17 protein-coding genes and 1 tRNA gene are annotated in these 19278 nt (G+C 67.5%); all 18 read right to left on the reverse strand.

Going from position 1 to position 19278, the window contains the following annotated elements; genetic code table 11:
• Positions 1 to 65 precede the first annotated feature (65 nt).
• The 18 genes from IPV09_RS10975 to IPV09_RS11060 all read right to left on the reverse strand — a co-directional run bounded on the left by IPV09_RS10975 (position 66) and on the right by IPV09_RS11060 (position 19250).
• Entirely contained in the window at positions 66 to 2876 is a 2811-nt protein-coding gene (locus tag IPV09_RS10975) for an NACHT domain-containing NTPase (RefSeq protein ID WP_207475293.1), read from the reverse strand.
• 460 nt (positions 2877 to 3336) lie between these two features.
• On the reverse strand, positions 3337 to 3780 hold the full coding sequence (locus IPV09_RS10980; protein WP_207475294.1) for a hypothetical protein: 444 nt from the start codon (positions 3778 to 3780) through the stop codon (positions 3337 to 3339).
• A 113-nt stretch (positions 3781 to 3893) separates the two neighbouring features.
• Positions 3894 to 4580: a hypothetical protein gene (locus tag IPV09_RS10985; protein ID WP_207475295.1), complete on the reverse strand. Its 687-nt coding sequence runs from the start codon at positions 4578 to 4580 to the stop codon at positions 3894 to 3896.
• On the reverse strand, positions 4567 to 5481 hold the full coding sequence (locus IPV09_RS10990; RefSeq protein WP_207475296.1) for an alpha/beta fold hydrolase: 915 nt from the start codon (positions 5479 to 5481) through the stop codon (positions 4567 to 4569). The genes IPV09_RS10985 and IPV09_RS10990 overlap by 14 nt, the downstream gene beginning before the upstream one ends.
• Before the next feature lie 184 nt (positions 5482 to 5665).
• Positions 5666 to 6118, reverse strand: a complete 453-nt coding sequence (locus IPV09_RS10995) for a PTS sugar transporter subunit IIA (RefSeq protein WP_242681531.1) — start codon at positions 6116 to 6118, stop codon at positions 5666 to 5668.
• Positions 6119 to 6125: 7 nt separating this feature from the next.
• Positions 6126 to 7697, reverse strand: a complete 1572-nt coding sequence (locus IPV09_RS11000) for a PTS galactitol transporter subunit IIC (protein ID WP_207475298.1) — start codon at positions 7695 to 7697, stop codon at positions 6126 to 6128.
• Positions 7698 to 7767: 70 nt separating this feature from the next.
• Positions 7768 to 8043 carry a PTS sugar transporter subunit IIB gene (locus IPV09_RS11005; RefSeq protein WP_207475299.1) on the reverse strand — a complete coding sequence of 92 codons (276 nt, stop codon included), beginning with the start codon at positions 8041 to 8043 and terminating at the stop codon, positions 7768 to 7770.
• Positions 8044 to 8219: 176 nt separating this feature from the next.
• Positions 8220 to 8292 (reverse strand) — tRNA-Ala (locus tag IPV09_RS11010).
• 106 nt (positions 8293 to 8398) lie between these two features.
• Entirely contained in the window at positions 8399 to 9052 is a 654-nt protein-coding gene (locus IPV09_RS11015; RefSeq protein ID WP_207475300.1) for a histidine phosphatase family protein, read from the reverse strand.
• The gene (rsfS, locus tag IPV09_RS11020) at positions 9049 to 9504 is read right to left on the reverse strand and encodes a ribosome silencing factor (protein WP_207475301.1); all 456 of its coding nucleotides are present in this window, start codon (positions 9502 to 9504) and stop codon (positions 9049 to 9051) included. Before rsfS ends, IPV09_RS11015 begins: the two co-directional genes overlap by 4 nt.
• Complete coding sequence (nadD, locus tag IPV09_RS11025; protein ID WP_242681533.1) at positions 9501 to 10214, reverse strand: nicotinate-nucleotide adenylyltransferase; 714 nt, start codon at positions 10212 to 10214, stop codon at positions 9501 to 9503. The genes rsfS and nadD overlap by 4 nt, the downstream gene beginning before the upstream one ends.
• A gap of 199 nt (positions 10215 to 10413) precedes the next feature.
• Entirely contained in the window at positions 10414 to 11655 is a 1242-nt protein-coding gene (locus tag IPV09_RS11030) for a glutamate-5-semialdehyde dehydrogenase (RefSeq protein ID WP_207475302.1), read from the reverse strand.
• A 296-nt stretch (positions 11656 to 11951) separates the two neighbouring features.
• Positions 11952 to 12629, reverse strand: a complete 678-nt coding sequence (locus tag IPV09_RS11035) for a hypothetical protein (protein ID WP_207475303.1) — start codon at positions 12627 to 12629, stop codon at positions 11952 to 11954.
• 21 nt (positions 12630 to 12650) lie between these two features.
• Positions 12651 to 13790 (reverse strand): glutamate 5-kinase, encoded by a 1140-nt coding sequence (gene proB / locus IPV09_RS11040; protein ID WP_207475304.1) that lies wholly within the window; start codon positions 13788 to 13790, stop codon positions 12651 to 12653.
• The gene (gene obgE, locus IPV09_RS11045; protein ID WP_207475305.1) at positions 13780 to 15486 is read right to left on the reverse strand and encodes a GTPase ObgE; all 1707 of its coding nucleotides are present in this window, start codon (positions 15484 to 15486) and stop codon (positions 13780 to 13782) included. The genes proB and obgE overlap by 11 nt, the downstream gene beginning before the upstream one ends.
• 150 nt (positions 15487 to 15636) lie before the next feature.
• Positions 15637 to 15897, reverse strand: a complete 261-nt coding sequence (gene rpmA, locus IPV09_RS11050) for a 50S ribosomal protein L27 (protein WP_207475306.1) — start codon at positions 15895 to 15897, stop codon at positions 15637 to 15639.
• Positions 15898 to 15908: 11 nt separating this feature from the next.
• On the reverse strand, positions 15909 to 16217 hold the full coding sequence (gene rplU / locus IPV09_RS11055; RefSeq protein ID WP_207475307.1) for a 50S ribosomal protein L21: 309 nt from the start codon (positions 16215 to 16217) through the stop codon (positions 15909 to 15911).
• Positions 16218 to 16376: 159 nt separating this feature from the next.
• Positions 16377 to 19250: a hypothetical protein gene (locus tag IPV09_RS11060; protein WP_207475308.1), complete on the reverse strand. Its 2874-nt coding sequence runs from the start codon at positions 19248 to 19250 to the stop codon at positions 16377 to 16379.
• Between the last annotated feature and the right edge of the window lie 28 nt (positions 19251 to 19278).

Consider the following 19278-nt stretch of genomic DNA (forward strand, 5'->3'; position numbering starts at 1 on the left):
CTTTACGGATTGTCCCGGTCGATCGACTCGCTACCAGTCCGTGCCCGCACCTGTTGCCGGCGCAGCTATTCGATCAGGTCGACTGGTCGACGCCACAAGCTTGGGAGCAGGTCGCGACGGAGTATTGCCATAAGGTGCGGTGCACCATCCTTGATGTCCCCCAGCGCCTCACCAATGACGAAGGCGTCGTATTCGTCGTCGAGAAGACCTGCCAGAATGTCGCGCTGGTCACTCTCGAGTCCGTCAGCTGTTTGGGCGGCTTCGAAGAGGCTGTGAAGTGCTTCGTTCTCTGAGTTCTCATGCAGAGTCGCGGAGAACTTCGCCCAATCCACGTCAGGATCGTCCGGGAGCGTCTTCGAGGGGTCACGCTTCACGATGGCCAGCCCGCGCACCATTTGGGTCGCGTCGATTGCTCCTCCGATGCCTGAGATCGCTCGTTGTACTGCTTCGGCGTTGCTTCGTGATGTTGTGAAGCTGCCGAGCGCATCACGGAGCCCCTCGGCTACCAGATCAAGGGCGGCCTGGGACTTGGCTGCTGCCGACATGAGCATGCGGGCGTAGCTGATCTGCTCGAACCCTGCGGGCTCGTCGAGTGCCTTTAGAGCATGGGCGAGCAGCGGGTGCAGGTATTTCGGCTCTGTGACCATCCCGTCGTCGACGATCTCCATAGCCACGTTCGGTCCGACGGGGAACACGGATCCCAGGCGTTCCGGGGCGTCATCCAGGTTCAGGACGAGATCCATGACTGCCTGCTTCTGGTGCGGCTGGGGCTCGGAGAAGTATCGACCCGCAGCGAAGAGGAGGGTGTTGCGCCAGTGTGGTGAGGCACCGATACGGTGAAGGTTCGGAATCGTTTTCTCGAGCTTGCCGGTTGTCAGTGAGTACGCAGCCATCAGCTCCTGAAGTGAGCGCACGTCGAAACCGTAGCCACCACCGAGTTGCGGCACGAGCAGAACGAGTCGATGCGTAGCTGCAGCCAGGAGCCGATCGAGAAGTCCTTTGTCTCTACCGGAAGGCTCGTACCCGGCATCAGCGAGCACCTGCCAGGCCACGTTTCGAAGCTCTTCGGGCGATAGGACGGCATCAGCCCCTGAAGCTGTCTCGGTCTGCTTCTGCAGCAGGAGACCGATGCGCAGGTGCAGATCGAGTACCTGCTGCGCATGGTCCCGCAGGAGCGAGCCGAGCTTCTTGTTCTTCTCTCGCTGCTCAATCGTTTGGTAGTAACCCCAGAAGAGGGCAAATCGGCTTGGTGAGAATTGACCGGAAGACTCCGCGATGATGGACATGATGAGCGTTTGGAGGGGTGTTCGGAGCAGGTGCTTAAGCCCGTCGTCCTTGGCGGCGGCCTCTAGGAGTGCAATGATCCCTTCCCGCCGGTCCTGATCATCGGGAACCCGCACTTTGGTGACCAGTCGTCCGTAGTGGACTGCGTCGTCAACGGTGAGGTCAGACAGATCGATGCGTTGGAAGGTTGTGGATGGCATATCGTCTTGATAGCCAGTGGGTCGGGTTGTCACGATGATGAGGGTGTCCCAGTCCTCAGATTCGGCGTCTGCGGCGAAAGCCTCGATGTTGGCGATCAGGGTCTGTCGGACCGATGGCTCCGTGACCTCGTCCAAACCGTCTAGGACGATGAACGAGGGCCAGCGTTTCAACCATCTCTGCAGCTCCCAAGCGGGGATGCTCTTGGATGCCACCTGCTGGCTGAGGTGTGTCGAGATCCAGCGCACCAGCGTGTAATCACTGCCCGGTTGCTCCAAAGCGTATTTGGCCAAGTCGATGTTCACAGGCCATCGCCGGTGGGCGGGAACCCTTGCGCCGATTCGCTGAAGCGCGGTCTTCGTCCTGGCCACTGTGTTCTTGTGATCGTCGCCGAGATCCACTTCTTCGCTCACGAACACAGCTCGGTAGGCGTGGGTTAGAAACTTGGCTACCGTCGACTTACCGTTTCCAGGTGCACCAGTTAGCACCAGATGTCGGGGCTTCTCAAATAGGGTCAGGGTCGGCTTAAGGACCTGTTCGCCCCGGTCGAGTACGTGGCTGATGACCCCGCGACTGACTTGGCGCCCACCCGACAGGATCGGCAGGTCGATGACGACGTCCTCGACTGGGACACCCTTGGTCTCCCCCCCGGCTTCGTCGAAGTGGACACGGCGTTCGGCCATGAGTGCCGTCCGGGCGTGCTTCTTTAGGGCCAGCGGCAGCTGCGACTGGTTGAGGTTCGGATCGAGGATCGAAAGGTCGGCGAGCACGTCGCCGGCTGTGAGGAATCCATCGAAAGCACGACGTACGTCTCCGTGAGCATTGAGCAGGGCAGTGATCTGATTCCCGTCCCAGACACGCCATTGGACCAACCTGCGCATTCGGTCTCGTCGAGCCCTCCTCAGTTCCCGGGCCGCCCGCACTGCTGGCTCGGGGAGGCTGTCTTCCGCCGAATCGTCATCCAGGGCATCAAGGTATCGCCGAATCTTCGTGTTGAGAGTGTCGAACCCGCCACTGCCTGGGGCGGGGGTAAGCGGGATGTTTGTGGCGATCACGAGATTGTCCGGCGCTATGTCTCGACCCCGGTCCGGGTGGGACCACAGGTCAAGCTCTGTCTTGACCCTTGCCCACAGCGCAACAACGTCCTTCCCGGCGCCTTCAAGCCTTTCCTTGTGCTTGACCTGGAAGACGGTAGTGCCGGACCAAACCTCTACCGGCTTACCGTCTTCGCCAGCGGACCAGGCGATGCGGCCCTTGACCACGAACATGTCGCGGCCACCATCCTTGCCGCGCCCCATCGAGTTCACCTGAGCCCCGAATTCCTTGATCGCGAGCGCAGCTACGACATCCTGGAAGCCCAAGCTGCCGAGGCGCTGCAGGTCGAAGGTCGCCATCTCGCTCCTGATCCTGTCGTAAGCATCAGAGCGCCCTTCGGCGCCCACCATCTGACACGCTATACGCTGCGCTGGGACTCATCGATATGGAGCCATGAAGCCAAGCCGACCGCTCGTGGGCTGCGCCGTCAGTGCACCGAGCCACACGGGTCCTTGTCGCTCCCAAGCCAGCTCTCAATCCTTCCCCGATAGGTAATACCCTAACGGTCGGCTCGTGACCGCCTTACTGCAACGCAGCGCATACATGATGATCGAGTAGGACGCACTCGTGCCGATCCTAAGCGTCAGTACCATCCACAGTCCCGTCCAACTCATCTGGAGCGGCCTGGTCCTGTGTCGACACGGGACTGTGGCTGGTGGGGGCCGGCGATGCGCACCCTCAGTGCCTTTGATGTATGACTCGCCCCGTCGCAGCCCGCGCAGCGAGTTCCCGGGTAGTCTCCTCGAGGCTCTGACCGTCTCAGGCTGAGCGTTCCTGTCCGATGCGGTGCTCATCGAGCTTGGTATAGGGGACCTTCGAGGCGTGTCCCTGCTGCCCAGCCACCGTCACGGTCTTCGCGTTCACCCGGGTCACGACATACCAGCGACTGCCCACCCTCACCTGACCACCCACCGCCATCGACTCGGAACCGAGCACCACTGCCCTACCCACAGCGATCTGTCCAACACGAACCTGGCACCAGAAACCCAACTCCACCTCGACGCGTTCCGCCTCAGCACCGGCGGCCTGCCTGCGTTCAGTTTCGAGTAGGGCGATGCGGTTGGCCACCGTGACCGGCGCGTAACGGCCACGCACCTCGGCCTCGGCCGCCGCGGCCGCCTCCCGCAACCTGCTCGCTGCCTGTCCTGCCCGGATCCCCTCCGCAGGGAGCCGGGTCACCTTCTCGTAGTGGCGCCGCACCACACCGGCAGTGGGGTGGTCGACCAGGATCTGGTCGTCGACGGGCTGCCCCGGTGGCAGCCCGCCCGATCCTCTCCGCGGGAATCGTCCGGCGTCCGGCTGCCGTGCCTGAGGCGCTACTGCTGGCGACTCTGGTCGGCGAGCAGGCGCAGCCCGCCCAGGACGGCGCGCCGTGCCCGCGGGTCGTCCAGCACCCGAAAGTGGCCAGTGGTGTCGATCTCGATCTCGTCGGCGGCCCCCGGCAGGCTGAACCCGTCGGGCACGTGCGGGTCAATGCGTGGATGCACCAGCACGATGCGGCTGTTGACCTCCAGTTGGCCTGCCAGCGCCACGATCGCCGCATCCTGAGGACGCAGGTTGCGCAGGCCGGTGCCGGGCAGCATCCAGTTGGCGTAGCGGGAACCGGCAAAGGGGGTGGCGACCGCGACCAGGCCGAGGACCCGTCCGCCCTGCTGGGGGTCGAGCATCACCTGCTTGCCGATCAGCCCGCCCTTGGAGTGGGCGACCAGCAGCACCTGGTCGAGCCCGAGCCGGTCGAGTTCTGCGGCGACGATCCGGGCGCCGCGGCCAATCGAGCCGATGTTCCAACCGAGCCCCGGCACGACGTGGACGGTGTGACCCTGGCCGCGCAGCCAGTCGGCCAGACCGGTGAGGTAGCGGGAGTTCTCCCAGACGCCGGGCACCAGCACGACTGGAACGCCGGTGGCCGGCGTCAGGACCTGCTGCACCGGCCGCGGCAGCAGACTGTTCAGGCTGGTCGTGACGGCCACCGCGTAGTCGGCCACCCGGTCAACGAATCGCATGGCGCATCTGTTGGGCGACGGCCGGTGCGGTGGCAATCATCAACGAGTGGGCCGCGCCGGGCACAGTGCGACAGACCGCTCCCCCGGCCTCGTACAACGCGTCGCAGAAGTCGTCAGGGCACAGCCGGTCATGCTCCCCGCGCACCACCAGCAGCGGCTCGTCCAGTCGGGCGACGGTGTCGAGCAGGTCGTACTCGAGCAGCAGCGGGACCACCTCCAGCATCCACCGCACCCCCGCCCACAGGTAGTTCGCCAGCGCCCACTTCTTGGCCTGCCGGGGTTCGTGGAGGCTGGTCAGCAGGAATCGCACGGCGGTGCGGGCAACGCTGACGCGGGTGTCCGGCGGGCTCAACAGGACCAGCGAGCGCAGGTCAACGTGCAGGGCGGCCTCAGTTGCGACGTGGCAGCCGGTGGAATGCCCGACCAGGGTCACCGGACCCAGGTCGAGGTCGCGGCAGACGCTGGCGACGGCCGCGGCGAACAGCTCCATGCTCGGCTCTGGTGGGTGGGGCAGGCCGGCGAACCCGGGCAGGTCGACCAGCACCATGTCGTGGTCGTCGATGAACTCGTCGGTGAGCGCGTTGAACGAGCGGGCGGCCATCCCCCAGCCGTGGACGAAGACCAGCGTGCCGCGACGCTCGCCGAGTGCCCGACGCCGGTGGTGTCGGACCCAGACGTGCTCGGCGACCGGCATGGTCTCGGTGACCCAGCCCCGGCCCCGGGGGCCACGGGTCCAGTCGCGCCGCGGGGGCGTGTTGCGGACGTGCCACCCCACCAGTTCGGCGACTCGGTCAATGGCGCGGGAGAGGCGGCGTAGGCGGCGGCGCAGCCGGGTGGCGGCTCGGCGGACCGACGGGGTGAGCGATGGGTCGGCGGACGTGCTGGCGGATGGGCTCGGCATAGGGATCCCATTGTGCCCGGTGCGGTGGGCGCCGCGCGGTCCCCGGTCAGCCGCCGATTGGGCGGGCCGTGTGCAAGTTTCTGTCCCCCAGTGGCCCTCGCCCCCCCATATCCGGGGGGCTTGGGCCTTCTGGGGGACGAAAACTTGCATACAGCGTTACCGGCACCGAACCCGATGCGGCGGATCAGCCGCCGAAGACCAGCGCCGCCCGCCGCTGCAGGTCCTGATCGCCTTCGGCGGCGAGCAGGGACGTCATCGCCTCGTTGTCCTGCACGCGTTCCAGGACCGCGGTCAGGGCCGCCATGTGCCCGTCGTCCGGCTTGACCAGGAGCATCACCACGACCTGCACGTTGACCGTCTCACCTGACCCGCCCATCTCGCCGAACGCCACCGGTTCGGAGAGACGGGCGATGCCGATGCCCGTGGTCAGGACGTGTTCAGGGTCGGAGTGCGGGATCGCGGTCGGCACTTCGGTCGGCAGGCCAGTCGGGTAGTTCCGCTCCCGCTCGGCCAGGGCCGCCGGGAAGGTGTCACGGGCATGGCCGTGCTCGACGGCCGCGAGGGCCATGGCCTCCAAGACCTCGGACCAGGTGTCGGCGGCCAGTCCGTCCAGGCACAGGCCGTCCAGCGGGCTCATCGCCACGTCAGCGCTCCGTGGGGTTCTGCGGATCGTTGCCGGTGCGCCGGGGCTCGCCACTGCCGGTGGAGTCGTCCCGCAGCGCATTCGTCGACGTGGCGGGCACGTCGGTCGGCGTGATCCCCCCGGCGTCGGACTGGGCCTCGGCGGCCCGTTCGGCGACGGCTGTGGCCAGAGCCGGTTCGGTGCTCGCCGCAGCAAGTTCGGCGGCCGCTGCGTGCTCGCGGCGACGCGTCACCTTCATGATGGCGAAGGTGCTGGCGAGGATCAGCACGAAGACCACCACGATGGCCCACAGGCCCAGACCGGCGGCACCCATGAACAGGCCGGTGAGCGGGTTGGCGCCGTCGACCAGGGACGAGATGGTCGCGCCCTCCTTCACGTCGAAGCCTGAGTCGCGGGCGACGTTGGTGAAGGTGGGGGCGATGGCGGTGGCGATGAACAGACCGCCGCCAATCAGGATGGTGGCGCCGATCACCGAACGGATGATGTTGCTCCGGAAGATGGGCACCATGATCGCCACGATGAACGGAAGGGTGGCCAGGTCGACCAGCGGCATCACCTGGTTGCCCAGCGGTGCCAGTGCGATGGCGATCAGCAGGGTGACCGGCACCATGATCAGCGAGACGGCGATGACCGAGGGGTTGCCGACGGCGACGGCGGAGTCGAGGCCGATGAAGAACGAGCGTCCGGGGAACCGCTTCTGGACGAACTCGCGGGCCGCGTCCGAGATCGGAATGAGGCCCTCCATCAGCAGCGAGACCATCCGCGGCAGCAGCACCATGGTGGCGGCCAGCGCCATCGCCAGGGTGAAGATGGCGACGGAGTCCGCCCGCCAGTCGTTCAGTCCGTACCCCAGCAGACCAATGATCAGGCCCAGGACCAGGCCGAGGATCATGGTCTCCCCGAACAGTCCGAACCGCTTCTGGATGTTGTCAGGGGTGGCGTCCCACTTGCGCAGGCCGGGGATGCGGTCGAACAGGGCGTTGAGCGGAATCGCCAGCAGGGCGTAGGGAACAGAGGTGCCGTGCGGGAACGAGATGCCCGGCAGCTTGAAGTACTTCTGGACGATGGGTGCAGTGAAGTCAGCCAGCGCCAGGACGAGCATCAGGTGGAAGCCGGCCGAGGCGAGTCCCAGCCAGAAGCTGCCGGTCAGTGAACCCACCAGCGCACCGATCAACGCCGAGTGCCAGTAGTTCCACAGGTCGATGTCAAAGGTTCGGGTCAGGCCGACCGCCAACAGGATGACATTGACCACCAGGCCGAACGGAATGATGATCGCACCGATCGTCGAGCCGAAGGCGATGGCTGCCGAGGAGGGCCAGCCGACGTCCACGACCGACAGGTCAACACCGAAGTTCTCGGCCATGGCCTGTGCCGCCGGTGAGACCGAGTTGCCCAGCAGTCCGATGACGAGGTTGATGCCAATGAAGCCCACGCCGATGGTGACGCCGGCGCGGAAGGCCTTGCCGAACTTCAGTCCGAGGATGAGGCCGAAGATGGTGATCAGGACCGGCAGTACGACCGACGGTCCCAGCAGGTTGATGTAGGACGAGATTTGGGTGAGGAAACGCTCCATGTCCACTCCTTGGGGGATGCGTGGGAGTCGCGGCCGGTGATCCGGATGCGGGATCAGGCGGTCACGGCGATCAGCTGAGGTGCTTGTCGATCTCGGCGAAGACGGCGTCCACGCCCACACCGGTCAGCAGCGGCAGTGCGGCGACGGTGGGGACGGTGACCGAAGCTGGCACCTCGGTGGTGGCGACGATGAGGTCCGCCTCGAAGTTGCCGTTGACCAGGTCCATGACCTTGCCCTGGCGGATGTCGGCCTGCAGGCCCTTGGACTGGAGGTGGTCGCGGATCTTGCTGACCACCACCGTTGAGGTCGCGACACCGGTGCCGCAGACAACGAGGATGCGTTTCATGGAACTCTCCCTTGAGCCATTTGCATAGTTGTGCAAATTAGATGAAACATCTTGCAGGCGGGAGACTAGCACCACCGTGACGGTGATATCGATCACCTGCCCGCGTGTCTGGCCGTGCGTTTGAGGCGGGAACGACAAAGGACCCCGCCAACCGGCGGGGTCCTTCATCCATCAAGTGGAGCTAAGGGGATTCGAACCCCTGACCTCTTCCATGCCATGGAAGCGCGCTACCAACTGCGCCATAGCCCCATGCCTTGCGGCGGGCTCCCTCACCTTGGCCGTGGCCGCCGCTTGGGACTAGAAGAGATTAGCGCACCCTCGCAGCAAATGTGAAATCGAGCCGCCACTAGGGCGTTCACTCGTCGCGTTGCTCGGCCGACGGGTCCTGCAGCAGCGTCATCATGGTCGCGGCGTTGATGCCGTAACCGGTCAGGCGCCACTGCTTGTCATGGTGCAACTCCAGGGTCGCCCACGAGCAGTTGTCGTAATGCCCGAGCTGCTGGCTCAGTCCCCAGTCCCAGCCCAGGAACGCCGCGATGCCCTGCCGCAGCGCCACGCCATGGCTGACGACGGCGATCCGCTGGCCAGGGTGCTTGGCCACGATGTCGACCAAAGCCTGCCGGAACCGTTCACCGGTCTCGGTGGCCGTCTCGCCGGTGGGAGAGCGTCGCATGTCCCGGCCGGCGCGCAGCCCCGCGAAGAACTCGGGATCGATGGCGTCGACCTCGTCGCCGGTCATCCCCTCCCACTGCCCGACGTGGATCTCCATCAGCCGGTCGTCGTGGGTGACCTCGAGTCCGGTCGCCTCGGCCAGCGGTGCCATGGTTTGGCGGGTGCGGGTCAGCGGTGAGGCGTACAGCACCTGGGGACCCATGGCCGAGACCGCCCGGGCCATCGATGCCGCCTGCAGGTGCCCGATCTCGTTCAGCGGAATGTCGTGTTGGCCCTGGAAGCGTCCTGCCGCGTTCCAGTCGGTCAGCCCGTGGCGAATCAGCACCAGGGTCGTCACAGGGCAACCCTGCCCTCGTCCGAGCCACGATCCTCATCGGACACGCCCTCGTCCAGGTCAGAGTCCTCGTCCGCACCCACCGGACCCTGCTCGGGCAGGTGCAGGTCGATCGTCGGCGAGTCCCGCCACAACCGCTCCAGGGAGTACGTCTCGCGCTCCTCGCTGTGCTGCACGTGCACCACGACGTCGAGGTAGTCCAGCAGCACCCATCGGTTCTCGCGGTCGCCCTCGCGGCGCACCGGCTTCAGGTTGGCCTCGTCACGCAGCTTGCGTTCCACCGCGTCGACGATGGCGCCCACCGTGCGCTCGTTCGAGGCCGAGACGACCAGGAAGATGTCGGTGATGGCCAGGTTCTCGGACACGTCGAAGGCGATGATGCTCTCACCGTGGCGGTCCTGGGCGGCCAGGGCGGCGAGCCTGGCGGTGCTGATGGCGTAATCGGTGGCTGTCATGCGTCCTCATTCTTCTCGCCCGGGCGCGGCGTGCGCGAGACGGGCACGCCCGCGATGGGCTGTGGGTTGTTCTGGGGGTTGGCGAAGCCGGTCTCATAGAGGCCGCGCTTGGCGATGTACTGGACGATGCCGTCGGGCACCAGGTACCAGATGGGCATGTCCTCACTGATCCGTTCGCGGCAGGCGGTCGACGAGATCGCCATGGCCGGAATCTCCAGCAGGGTGACCTTGTCGGCGGGCAGGTGGGAGATGTCGTCGGCGCTCAGGTCGATGCCCGGACGCGAGACTCCGACGAACTTGGCCAGGTCGAACAGTTCGTGGGCTCCACGCCAGGTCAGGATCTTGGCCAGCGCATCCGCACCGGTGATGAAGAACAGGTCGGTGTCGGGTCCGCGTTCGGCGCGCAGGTCCTTGAGTGTGTCGACGGTGTAGGTGTCCCCCGGACGATCAATGTCGACCCGCGAGACCGAGAACCGCGGGTTCGATGCCGTCGCGATGACGGTCATCAGGTAGCGGTCCTCGGAGTGGGAGACCCTGCGACCCGCCTTCTGCCACGGGATACCGGTGGGCACGAAGACCACCTCGTCCAGATTGAATCGGGACGCCGCCTCGCTGGCGGCCACCAGGTGACCGTGGTGGATCGGGTCGAAGGTGCCACCCATGACGCCCAGCCGGAACCGGCGCGTGCCCCGTTCCTGCAGAGGAGTCAGCGGTGCCGGGTACCCACCCACGCCGGGGACTGTGCTCAAGTGCGTGACGCTCAGCTGTGGGGACGACCGGAGCCGATGGTCCGCAGGACCATCAGGGCGATGAACAGGACGGCAAAGGCGATGACACCGATCCAGATCGGGTGCACCGCGGACACGAGGGCTACGAGCATGCCCCCAGCCTAGTCGAAACCGGCGGGCCTCAGGCCCGCGTCTGTCCGCGCCCGACCACGACGTACTTCGTCGAGGTCATCTCGGCCAGCCCCATGGGGCCGCGGGCGTGCAGCTTCTGGGTGCTGATGCCGATCTCGGCCCCGAAGCCGAACTCTCCCCCGTCGACGAACCGGCTCGATGCGTTGACCAGCACCGCGGCGGCGTCGACGCGGTTCACGAACTGCTCAATGGCCGCGGCGTCCTCACTCACGATGGTCTCGGAGTGGCCGGTGGTGTGCTGCTGGATGTGGTCAATGGCCTCGTCGATGCCGCTGACGACCTTGGCCGACAGGTCAAGGCTGAGCGCCTCGGCGTCGTAGTCGTCCTCGCTGGCCGCCACCGCACCCGGCACCAGCGTCCGGGTGGCCGGGTCGGCGTGCACCGTCACCCCTGCCCCGGCCAGGGCGGCGTCGGCCAGCGCCCAGAACTTCTCGGCGACGTCGGTGTGCACCAGCACCGTCTCGAGCGCATTGCAGACGCTCGGACGCTGGGTCTTGGCGTTCATGGCGATCGCCAGGGCCACGTCCAGGTCGGCGGTGGCGTCGACGTAGAGGTGGCAGTTGCCGGTGCCGGTCTCGATGACGGGCACCTGTGACCCGGTGACCACGGCGTTGATCAGGCCGGCACCGCCGCGGGGAATGAGCACGTCGACCAGTCCGCGGGCCTGCATCATCTCGGTGGTGACCTCGCGTCCGCCCTCGACCAGGTTGACGGCGTCGGCGGGCAGCCCGGCCGCTTCGAGCCCGGCGCGCAGGGCGACCACCACGGCCCGGTTGCTGTTGATGGCCGACGACGAGCCGCGCAGCAGGGACGCATTGCCCGACTTCAGGCAGATGCCGGCCGCGTCGGCCGTCACGTTCGGACGCGCCTCGTAGATGATGCCGATGACCCCCATCGGGACGCGCACCTGCTGGATGCTCAATCCGGTCGCGGTCCGCCAGCCGCGGACGACCTCACCGACGGGGTCGTTGAGCCCGGCCAGGTCGCGCAGGCCCTGGGCCATCGCCTCGACCCGGGCAGGGGTGAGGGTGAGCCGGTCGACCATGGCGTCGCCCACCCCGGAGGCGCGGGCCGCGTCGACGTCGACGGCGTTGGCGGCGAGCACGTCGTGGCTGGCGGCGAGCAGGGCGTCGGCCATGGCGTGCAGCCCGGCGTCCTTGCGGTCGCGCTGGGCGGTGGCGAGTTCACGGGCGGCCACGCGGGCCGCACGAGCCTGGTCGGAGAACGTCATGGACCCAACCCTAGTCGGGGTCGTTCGCGACGCCGCCCGCGGCCACGACGTGGCCATCAGGGACGGGCCACTCCCCACCCGAGGCGTATCCCGAGACAGCGATGGCCCAGTAACTGTCCCCCAGTTGGCCTTGACCCTGCGATTCCGGTGGGTTGGAGCCATCTGGGGGACACTTACTGGGACCAAGCGGGTCGGGAAGCCACGTGGCATCTCGCCTTGGTGAACATGGCTCCACGATCACATGTCGGCTCGAAGAATCGGACTGGCGAGTCCGACGATGCATTCGCGCAGCCGATCTATTCCGCCGTGGGCAGCATCTGTTCAGCTCGGGCCAGGTCATGCTGCGCCTCAGACCGCGGACGAGTGACTCCCCCGCTGGCACCGACCGCGGGGGCACCCAGGCGTCGGGCCACATAGGCGATCAGGGTCAACAGCACCACGAAGCCGTTGGCGCTGGCCGAGACCAGCACCGCGCTCTCGCTGGCCATCACCCCCCACCACAGCCACACGCCCTGCACCACGACCGCCATGGTCACGTAGAAGGGGCTGACCCCGGCAATGTCGACGCTGCGCAGGATGTCGATCAGTTGCGCCGCCGCGCCGATGACCTGGGGCACCGACGTGGCGACCCCGTAGGCGACCGCGCCCCAGAGGGCGTCAATGGTGACCAGGGCGGCCAGCAGCGCCACCGGCAGCACCCATGCCTGCACCCGGCCGATCCTTCGGTCGCGGGCGATCAGCCGGATGATGGCCACCGAGCAGATCGCCATGGCCAGGTTAGGCAGCCACATGTTGGGCCGTCCGACCGAGATGCCGTGCACCGTCCAGCCAAAACCGGCGGCCATCAGGCACTGCCATAGCAACAGGGACAGACCGGCGGAGGTGCCCGCACGGATCAGGCGGACCAGTTGCGGCAGCGAGAGGGCTGCGCTGATGGCGGCGGCGAACCACCCCACGATGTCGACGACGGGCACGAGGGCGAGTCTATGCGACTCTCAGTGTCCGCCGACCGGGGGGTGCAGCAGGATCAGCGCGTCGCGGTGCACCAGCACCCGCTCGTACTGCGGGCCCAGCGCGTCGGCCAGTTCCTGGCTCGACTTGCCGAGCATGGCCGGCAGTTCCTCGGATGAGAACCCCATCAGTCCGCGGGCAATGGGACGCCCGTGCGGGCCGACGATGTCGACGGGGTCACCGGCCACGAAGTCGCCGTCGAACCCGGTGACGCCGACCGCCAGCAGTGAGGCGTGCCGCTCGAGCAGCGCCTTCTCGGCGCCGGCGTCCAGGATGAGCCGCCCGCGGGTGTTGGACACGTGCGCCAACCACAGCAGCCGACGGGGGCGGCGCTTGTCGACCGGGTCGAACCAGGTGCCGACCTGTTCGCCGTAGAGCGCCGGACGGATGTTGGCGGTGCTGGTCAGCAGCACCGGGATGCCGGCGCTGGTGGCGATCTGGGCGGCCTCCAGCTTGGTGGCCATGCCGCCGGTGCCCACCGACGACCCGATCCGCGAGGTGTCGACCTGCAGCGCGTCAATGTCGGGCACGTGGTGGATCGGGGCGGCGTCCGGTTCGGAGGGGTGCGCGGTGTACAGCACGTCGACGTCGGTGAACAGCACCAGCGCGTCGGCGTGGACGACCTGGGCCACCAGCGCGGCCAGCCGGTCGTTGTCGCCGAAGCGGATCTCGTGGGTGGCGACGGTGTCGTTCTCGTTGACCACCGGCACCGCCTGCAGCCGCAGCAGGGTGCTCAGCGTGCGGGCGGCGTTGCGGTAGGTGGACAGTCGGGTCAGGTCCTCGACGGTCAGCAGCACCTGGCCGACCGGCAGGCCCTGGCGTCCGAAGGCCTCGGTGTAGGCCTGCATCAGCAAACCTTGGCCGACCGACGCGGCGGCCTGCTGGGCGGCCAGCCCGCCGGGACGGCTGGTCATGCCCAACGGCCCCAACCCGGCGGCGATCGCCCCGGAGGAGATCAGCACGATCTGCTTGCCGCTGGCGCGCACGTCGACCAGGGTGTCGACGACCCGGGTCAGGGCGTCCCGGTCGAGCCCGCCCTCGGCGGTGGTCAGCGACGAGGAACCGACCTTGACCACGATGCGACGTGCCGCCCGCAGCGCCTCGCGGGTGGCCTCAGCGCTCATCGGGATTGCCCGCCCATTCCACCTCGACCTCGTGGTCGTCGTCGGACAGGTCGTCCTCGGTGAGCCCGTCGTCCAGGTCATTGAGGGCGGCATCGGCGGCGGTCGGGACGGCGGGGTCGACCTCGTCGTCCTGCCAGTCCTCGTCCCACAATGCCTGCGGGTCGACCTTCGGGCCGGTCCGCTCGTCCTCGTCCAGCCCGGTCAGGGCGTAGTCGACGGCACGCCACGAGCGGCCGGTCGAGTCGCGACCGACCACGCCGCGTTCGGCGCGGGCCTCGTGGTACTGCTCGTCCTCGGCGCGGCGGCGGGTGGCCGCGGGACGCTCGGTCATCAGGCGCTGGTCCTCGCCGCGGCGCGACAGGATCTCGGCGCCGGTGTCGATCTGCGGGGCGAAGTCGAAGATGACCGCGTCCTCGCCCCCGATCGCCACCGCGTCACCCTGGACGGCGCCCAGCTTGGCCAGCTTGTCCTCGACGCCCAGCCGGTTGAGCCGGTCGGCCAGGTAGCCGACGGCCTCGGGGTTGTTGAAGTCGGTCTGGCGCACCCAGCGTTCGGGCTTGCTGCCGCGCACCCGCCAGATGAAACCGCCCTCGCCGTCGCCCATCTTCTTGATGGTGAAGTCGGCACCGCCGTCGACGGCCCGGGGGGCCAGCACGGTCGGGGCGACCTTGGGCGGCGGCAGGGTGGCGCGACGCTTCTCGACCAGTTCGGCCATGGCGTAGGTGAGCGCCTTGAGGCCCTCGCCCGACTTGGTCGAGATGGGGTAGACCGGCAGGCCCATGGCCTCGATGTCGGCCTGCACCATGGCAGCGATCTCGGCGCCGTCGGGCACGTCGATCTTGTTCAGGGCCACGATGCGGGGACGATCCTCCAGGCCACCATGGGCGACCAGTTCGGCCTCGATGGTGCGCAGGTCGCTGATCGGGTCACGTCCGGGCTCGAAGGTGGCGGTGTCGATGACGTGGACCAGTGCCTGGCAGCGTTCGATGTGGCGCAGGAAGTCGAAGCCCAGACCGCGTCCCTCGGAGGCGCCCTCGATCAGGCCGGGCACGTCGGCGACGGTGTAGGTGACGTCACCGGCCAGCACGACGCCCAGGTTCGGGACAAGGGTGGTGAACGGGTAGTCGGCGATCTTGGGACGGGCGCGGCTGATGGCGGCGATCAGGCTGGACTTGCCGGCGCTGGGGAAACCGACCAGACCGACGTCGGCGACGACCTTGAGCTCGAGCTGCAGGGTCCGTTCCTCGCCGTCCTCCCCGAGCAGGGCGAAGCCGGGGGCCTTGCGGGCGGCCGAGGCCAGCGCCGCATTGCCGAGCCCGCCCTTGCCGCCGCGGGCGACGACCAGTCGGGCGCCGGCGCCGGTCAGGTCGGCCAGCACCTCGCCGGTCTCGACGTCGGTGACGACGGTGCCGTCGGGGACGACCAGCACCCTGTCCTCACCGTTGCTGCCGCTCTGGTGGTCGCCGCGACCGGGCTGGCCAGAGCTGGCCTTGCGGTGGGAGCCGTGGTGGTACTCGACCAGGGTGGTCACCTGGGGGTCGACCTCGAGGATCACCGAGCCGCCGTCACCGCCGTTGCCGCCGTCGGGGCCGCCGAGCGGCTTGAACTTTTCGCGGTGCACCGAGGCAACACCGTGCCCGCCGTTGCCGGCACTGACCTTGATGGTCACGCGGTCGACGAAGGATGGGATTGCCATGTGTGCTCCAGAGGTGTGGTTGTCGGGGCAAGTCTAGTGGGATGTCCCCCACGTCGGCCCGGTATGCACCCGGCCAACGGAAGCCGGACATGCCAACGGCGGGCCGCCCCCTCAGGGACGACCCGCCGTCAAGAAGAACTGGTGCCTGGTTCAGGCGGTCTCGACCGGGGTGATGTCGACGACGCGACGACCACGGCGGGTACCGAACTTGACGTTGCCGGCAGCAGTGGCGAACAGGGTGTCGTCGCCGCCACGGCCGACGCCGATGCCGGGGTGGAAGTGGGTGCCACGCTGGCGGACGATGATCTCGCCGGCGTTGACGAGCTCGCCACCGAAACGCTTCACGCCGAGGCGCTGCGAGTTCGAGTCGCGGCCGTTCTTGGAGGACGATGCGCCCTTCTTATGTGCCATTGGTCAGCTCCTCAGCCTTCGATCCCGGTGACCTTGACCTGGGTGTACCGCTGGCGGTGACCCTGGCGCTTCTTGTAGCCGGTCTTGTTCTTGTACTTGATGATGCGGATCTTGGGACCCTTGGTCTCGGCCAGCACCTCAGCGGTGACGGTGACCTTGTCCAGGCCATCCTTCGCCGAGGTGACGGATTCGCCGTCGACGAGCAGCAGGGGCTGCAGGGTGACGGAGCTGCCGACCTTGTCGTTGAGCTTGTCGAGCTCAAGAACATCGCCGACGGCAACCTTGTGCTGGCGTCCGCCGCTGCGCACGATTGCGTACACGTGACCACTTCCTCTGGACAGAAAATTCATGATGTGCGGCCACGTCCCTGACAGGTGTCAGTGGGAGAGCCCTCGTTCCTGATTCGCCACAAAGACGTGCAGGAACACCGAGGGATCACTCTACGGGGCCGGTCGTGCCGGGTCAAACCGGACGGGGCCTCACGCCGGACCGCCGTCGAAGGCGCCCAGCCGGTTCAGGTCGTAGGCGACCTCCCCCACCCGGACGGTGTGGTCGTCCTGGACGACCACGTCGGTGGCACCGACCGCCAGCAGCACTCGGAACTGGGCACTGGTGCCGGTGGCGCTGATCCGCAGCGTACCGCCGAGGTTCGCCACGGTGTAGCCGGACCCCAGGATGACACCGGTCATGGTCTGGTCACTGCGCCGGAAGGTGAAGGTGCGGCCGTCAGCAGCGATGGTGATCGCCACCCCGGCTTCGGGGCGAAGCTGCCAGTCCCAGCGGTGCGAGGAGTCATCGCCGAAGGTGTCATTGAAGGCAAGCACCGCCTTGGCCGCAGGGTTGCCCAGGTCGACCACCGCCTCGCGGGTGGCGGTGGCCACCTCGAAGTTCTTTGACCCGTCCAGGTGCAGGTATCCCCCACCCTGTCCGGCGTAGGCCTTCGAGGCGAGGGTGACGCCCTCACCGCGCACGGTCTCGTACTGGCCGCGGGTCTCGAGCTTGCCGTCCACCAGCGGCTTGGAGAACATCAGCGGGTTGGTGCTCTTGGCGCCCATCACGGCCCAGGTGGTGTCGAGCCCCTGCAGCGACAGACCGAAGGTCTCCGACCCCGACCAGCCCTTGTGCTGGGTGTTGCGGTTGTTCACCGTCGCCAGCACGTCGTCGGCACCGGTGTAGCCCGACCGGAACCAGTACGAGCCGGGGACGTCGTCCAGGATCGCGGTGTGCGCGGCGGGTGCCTTCAGCTTGTCCGGCGAGCTGTGGCCCGGCTGCCAGTAGACGACGGTCAACAGGGACTGGGTGCCGTCCCACAGTGGCGTCGGGGCCTTGGCGCCGCGGGTCACCTCATAGGTCCAGCGCAGCCCGGGCTGGGCGTCGGCGGGGGTCAATGGCATCAGCAGCGGCATGATGCCGTGGGTCTGATTGCGTTCGGTCCCCACCCCCCACTGGGCCATGTTCAACGTGGGCCGTGCCGACAGGGTGTGCAGGGCCACGTTCCACCACTGCGGACGCTGCAGGTGTGGCAGCAGGTCGATCATGCCGGCATCCATGGCGGCGTAGGCACTGGGCAGCATGTACAGCCCGGCGTAGTGCAGGTAGTCCCAGCCCTCCTGGGTGTAACCGTTGGCGGTGTATCCCTGGGCCAGGTGCTGCATGACCTGGTCGGTGAGGAAGGCGATGCGTCCCTCGTACAGGCCGGCCTCACCGTCACCGCGAATCGCCATCAGCGCGGCGAGTTCGGTGGTTCGGGCGACGGCGATCCAGTTGCTGGTCTTCTCGACATTGTCGAGGGCGTCGTGGTGGTAGGTGCTCAACAGGTCGGAGCCCTTCATGATCAGCTGTCGCACGGTGGCGCGCTGCTGGTCGGTCCAGCCCGGGTACGCCCAGTCATAGATCGGGCCGAGCAACAGCATCGCCCGTCCCAGTTCCAGACCCATGTTCACCTCGTAGGCCACCACGTGGGCCGATCCGTCGAGGGCTGCCTCATAGGCGATCTCGGCGTACTTCTGCTCGCCGGTGACCTGGAAGACAAAGGCGGCCTCCCGCGCCTTGTACAGCGCGTTCGCGGTGCCGGCGCCGTAGGTGTCGGTGTCGAGTCGCTTCTTGACGTCCTGCCAGGCCCCGGTGATGGTCGGCTCCTGATCGAGGTTCTGGCGGATGCCCCTGAGCACCTCGGTGGTCAGCACGGTGCGGGGATGGGTCGAGTTCCCCACCCGACTGGAGGCGAGGATTCGTCCGTCCGCGACCAGGTGCACGTAGACCTGCTGGTTCAGATGGTGCGGGCGGATGAGCGTGACCGACGTCTGCTCGGGAGCGACCTCGGCGACCCGCTGGGCGGGCGGCTGCGGTGAGTCCATCGGCTTGTGCGAGACCCAGACCGACAGCGGCGTGCCGGGGTCAACGTCGGCACCCAGCGTCCACCCGGCCCTAATGTCCTGGCCGATCTGGACGGCGGTGATCACGGTGTTGGCCTGGGGGGAGGTGAACGATGCCGGGGTGCGGACGGTGACCGGGTCGGAGTCGGCGAGGGTCTTGCCGTTGGCGTCCAACGCTCGGACCACGTAGGTGTAGTCCTGCCCCGGTCGGGTCGCCGTGTCTGCCCAGGTCGCGGCCCAGGCCGTGCCGACCAGGTGGTCGACGTCCAGCGTGGGGTCAGCGTCCCCGTCCGCGCGGAAGATGGCGTAGTGGTGCGGGTCCAGTCCGGTGAAGCTCCACCCGAGTTCGGTCACCCCGGCCGCGGTGACCGAGGCCTGGACATTGCCGACGGCCGAGGACGGCTTCAAGGAGACGTTCGAGAACCAGACGGTGCCACCGGATCGGTCGAGCATGGGCTCGACCATCACGGTCGTGGTGCCCAGCGGCAGCTCGATGGTCTGCGACACCTTCCGCCAGTCGTAGGACCCGGTGTCCCTGCCCACGTACATCACGGCAACCGTGGTGGCGTTGGCGGCGTTACGGGCCTGCAGGCGAAGCGAGGTCCAGTTGGTGGCGCTGAGCCCTTCGGCCTTCATGGACGCCGACAAGGTCAGCGTGCGGGGCGTGGCGTCGCTGACCGCGATCCGCTGGACGATCGCCGAACGGTCGGTGGTGTCGGTGCCGGGGTTGGCGCTGATCCGCACGGCCGGGCCACCCTGGGGTCCGGCGGTGGGCTCGAGGACGGTGGTGGCGTCACCGGTCGGGTTCCAGGCCGACCATCCGGTGGGCAGCCCAGTGCCCGCGATCGAGGCAAAGGAACCGTTGGTGATCAGCTCGCCGGTCTGGGCTCGCGCCGGCTGGTGGCCAAGGAAGCCCACGACCAACGCGCAGGACAGGATCAGGGCCAGGAGTCGCCGAATCGGATGGGTCAGCACCATTGCAGTACCTTTCGATGTGGTTCCTGCC

The organism is Tessaracoccus sp. SD287 (assembly GCF_017355265.1).
Classification (GTDB): Bacteria; Actinomycetota; Actinomycetes; order Propionibacteriales; family Propionibacteriaceae; genus Aestuariimicrobium.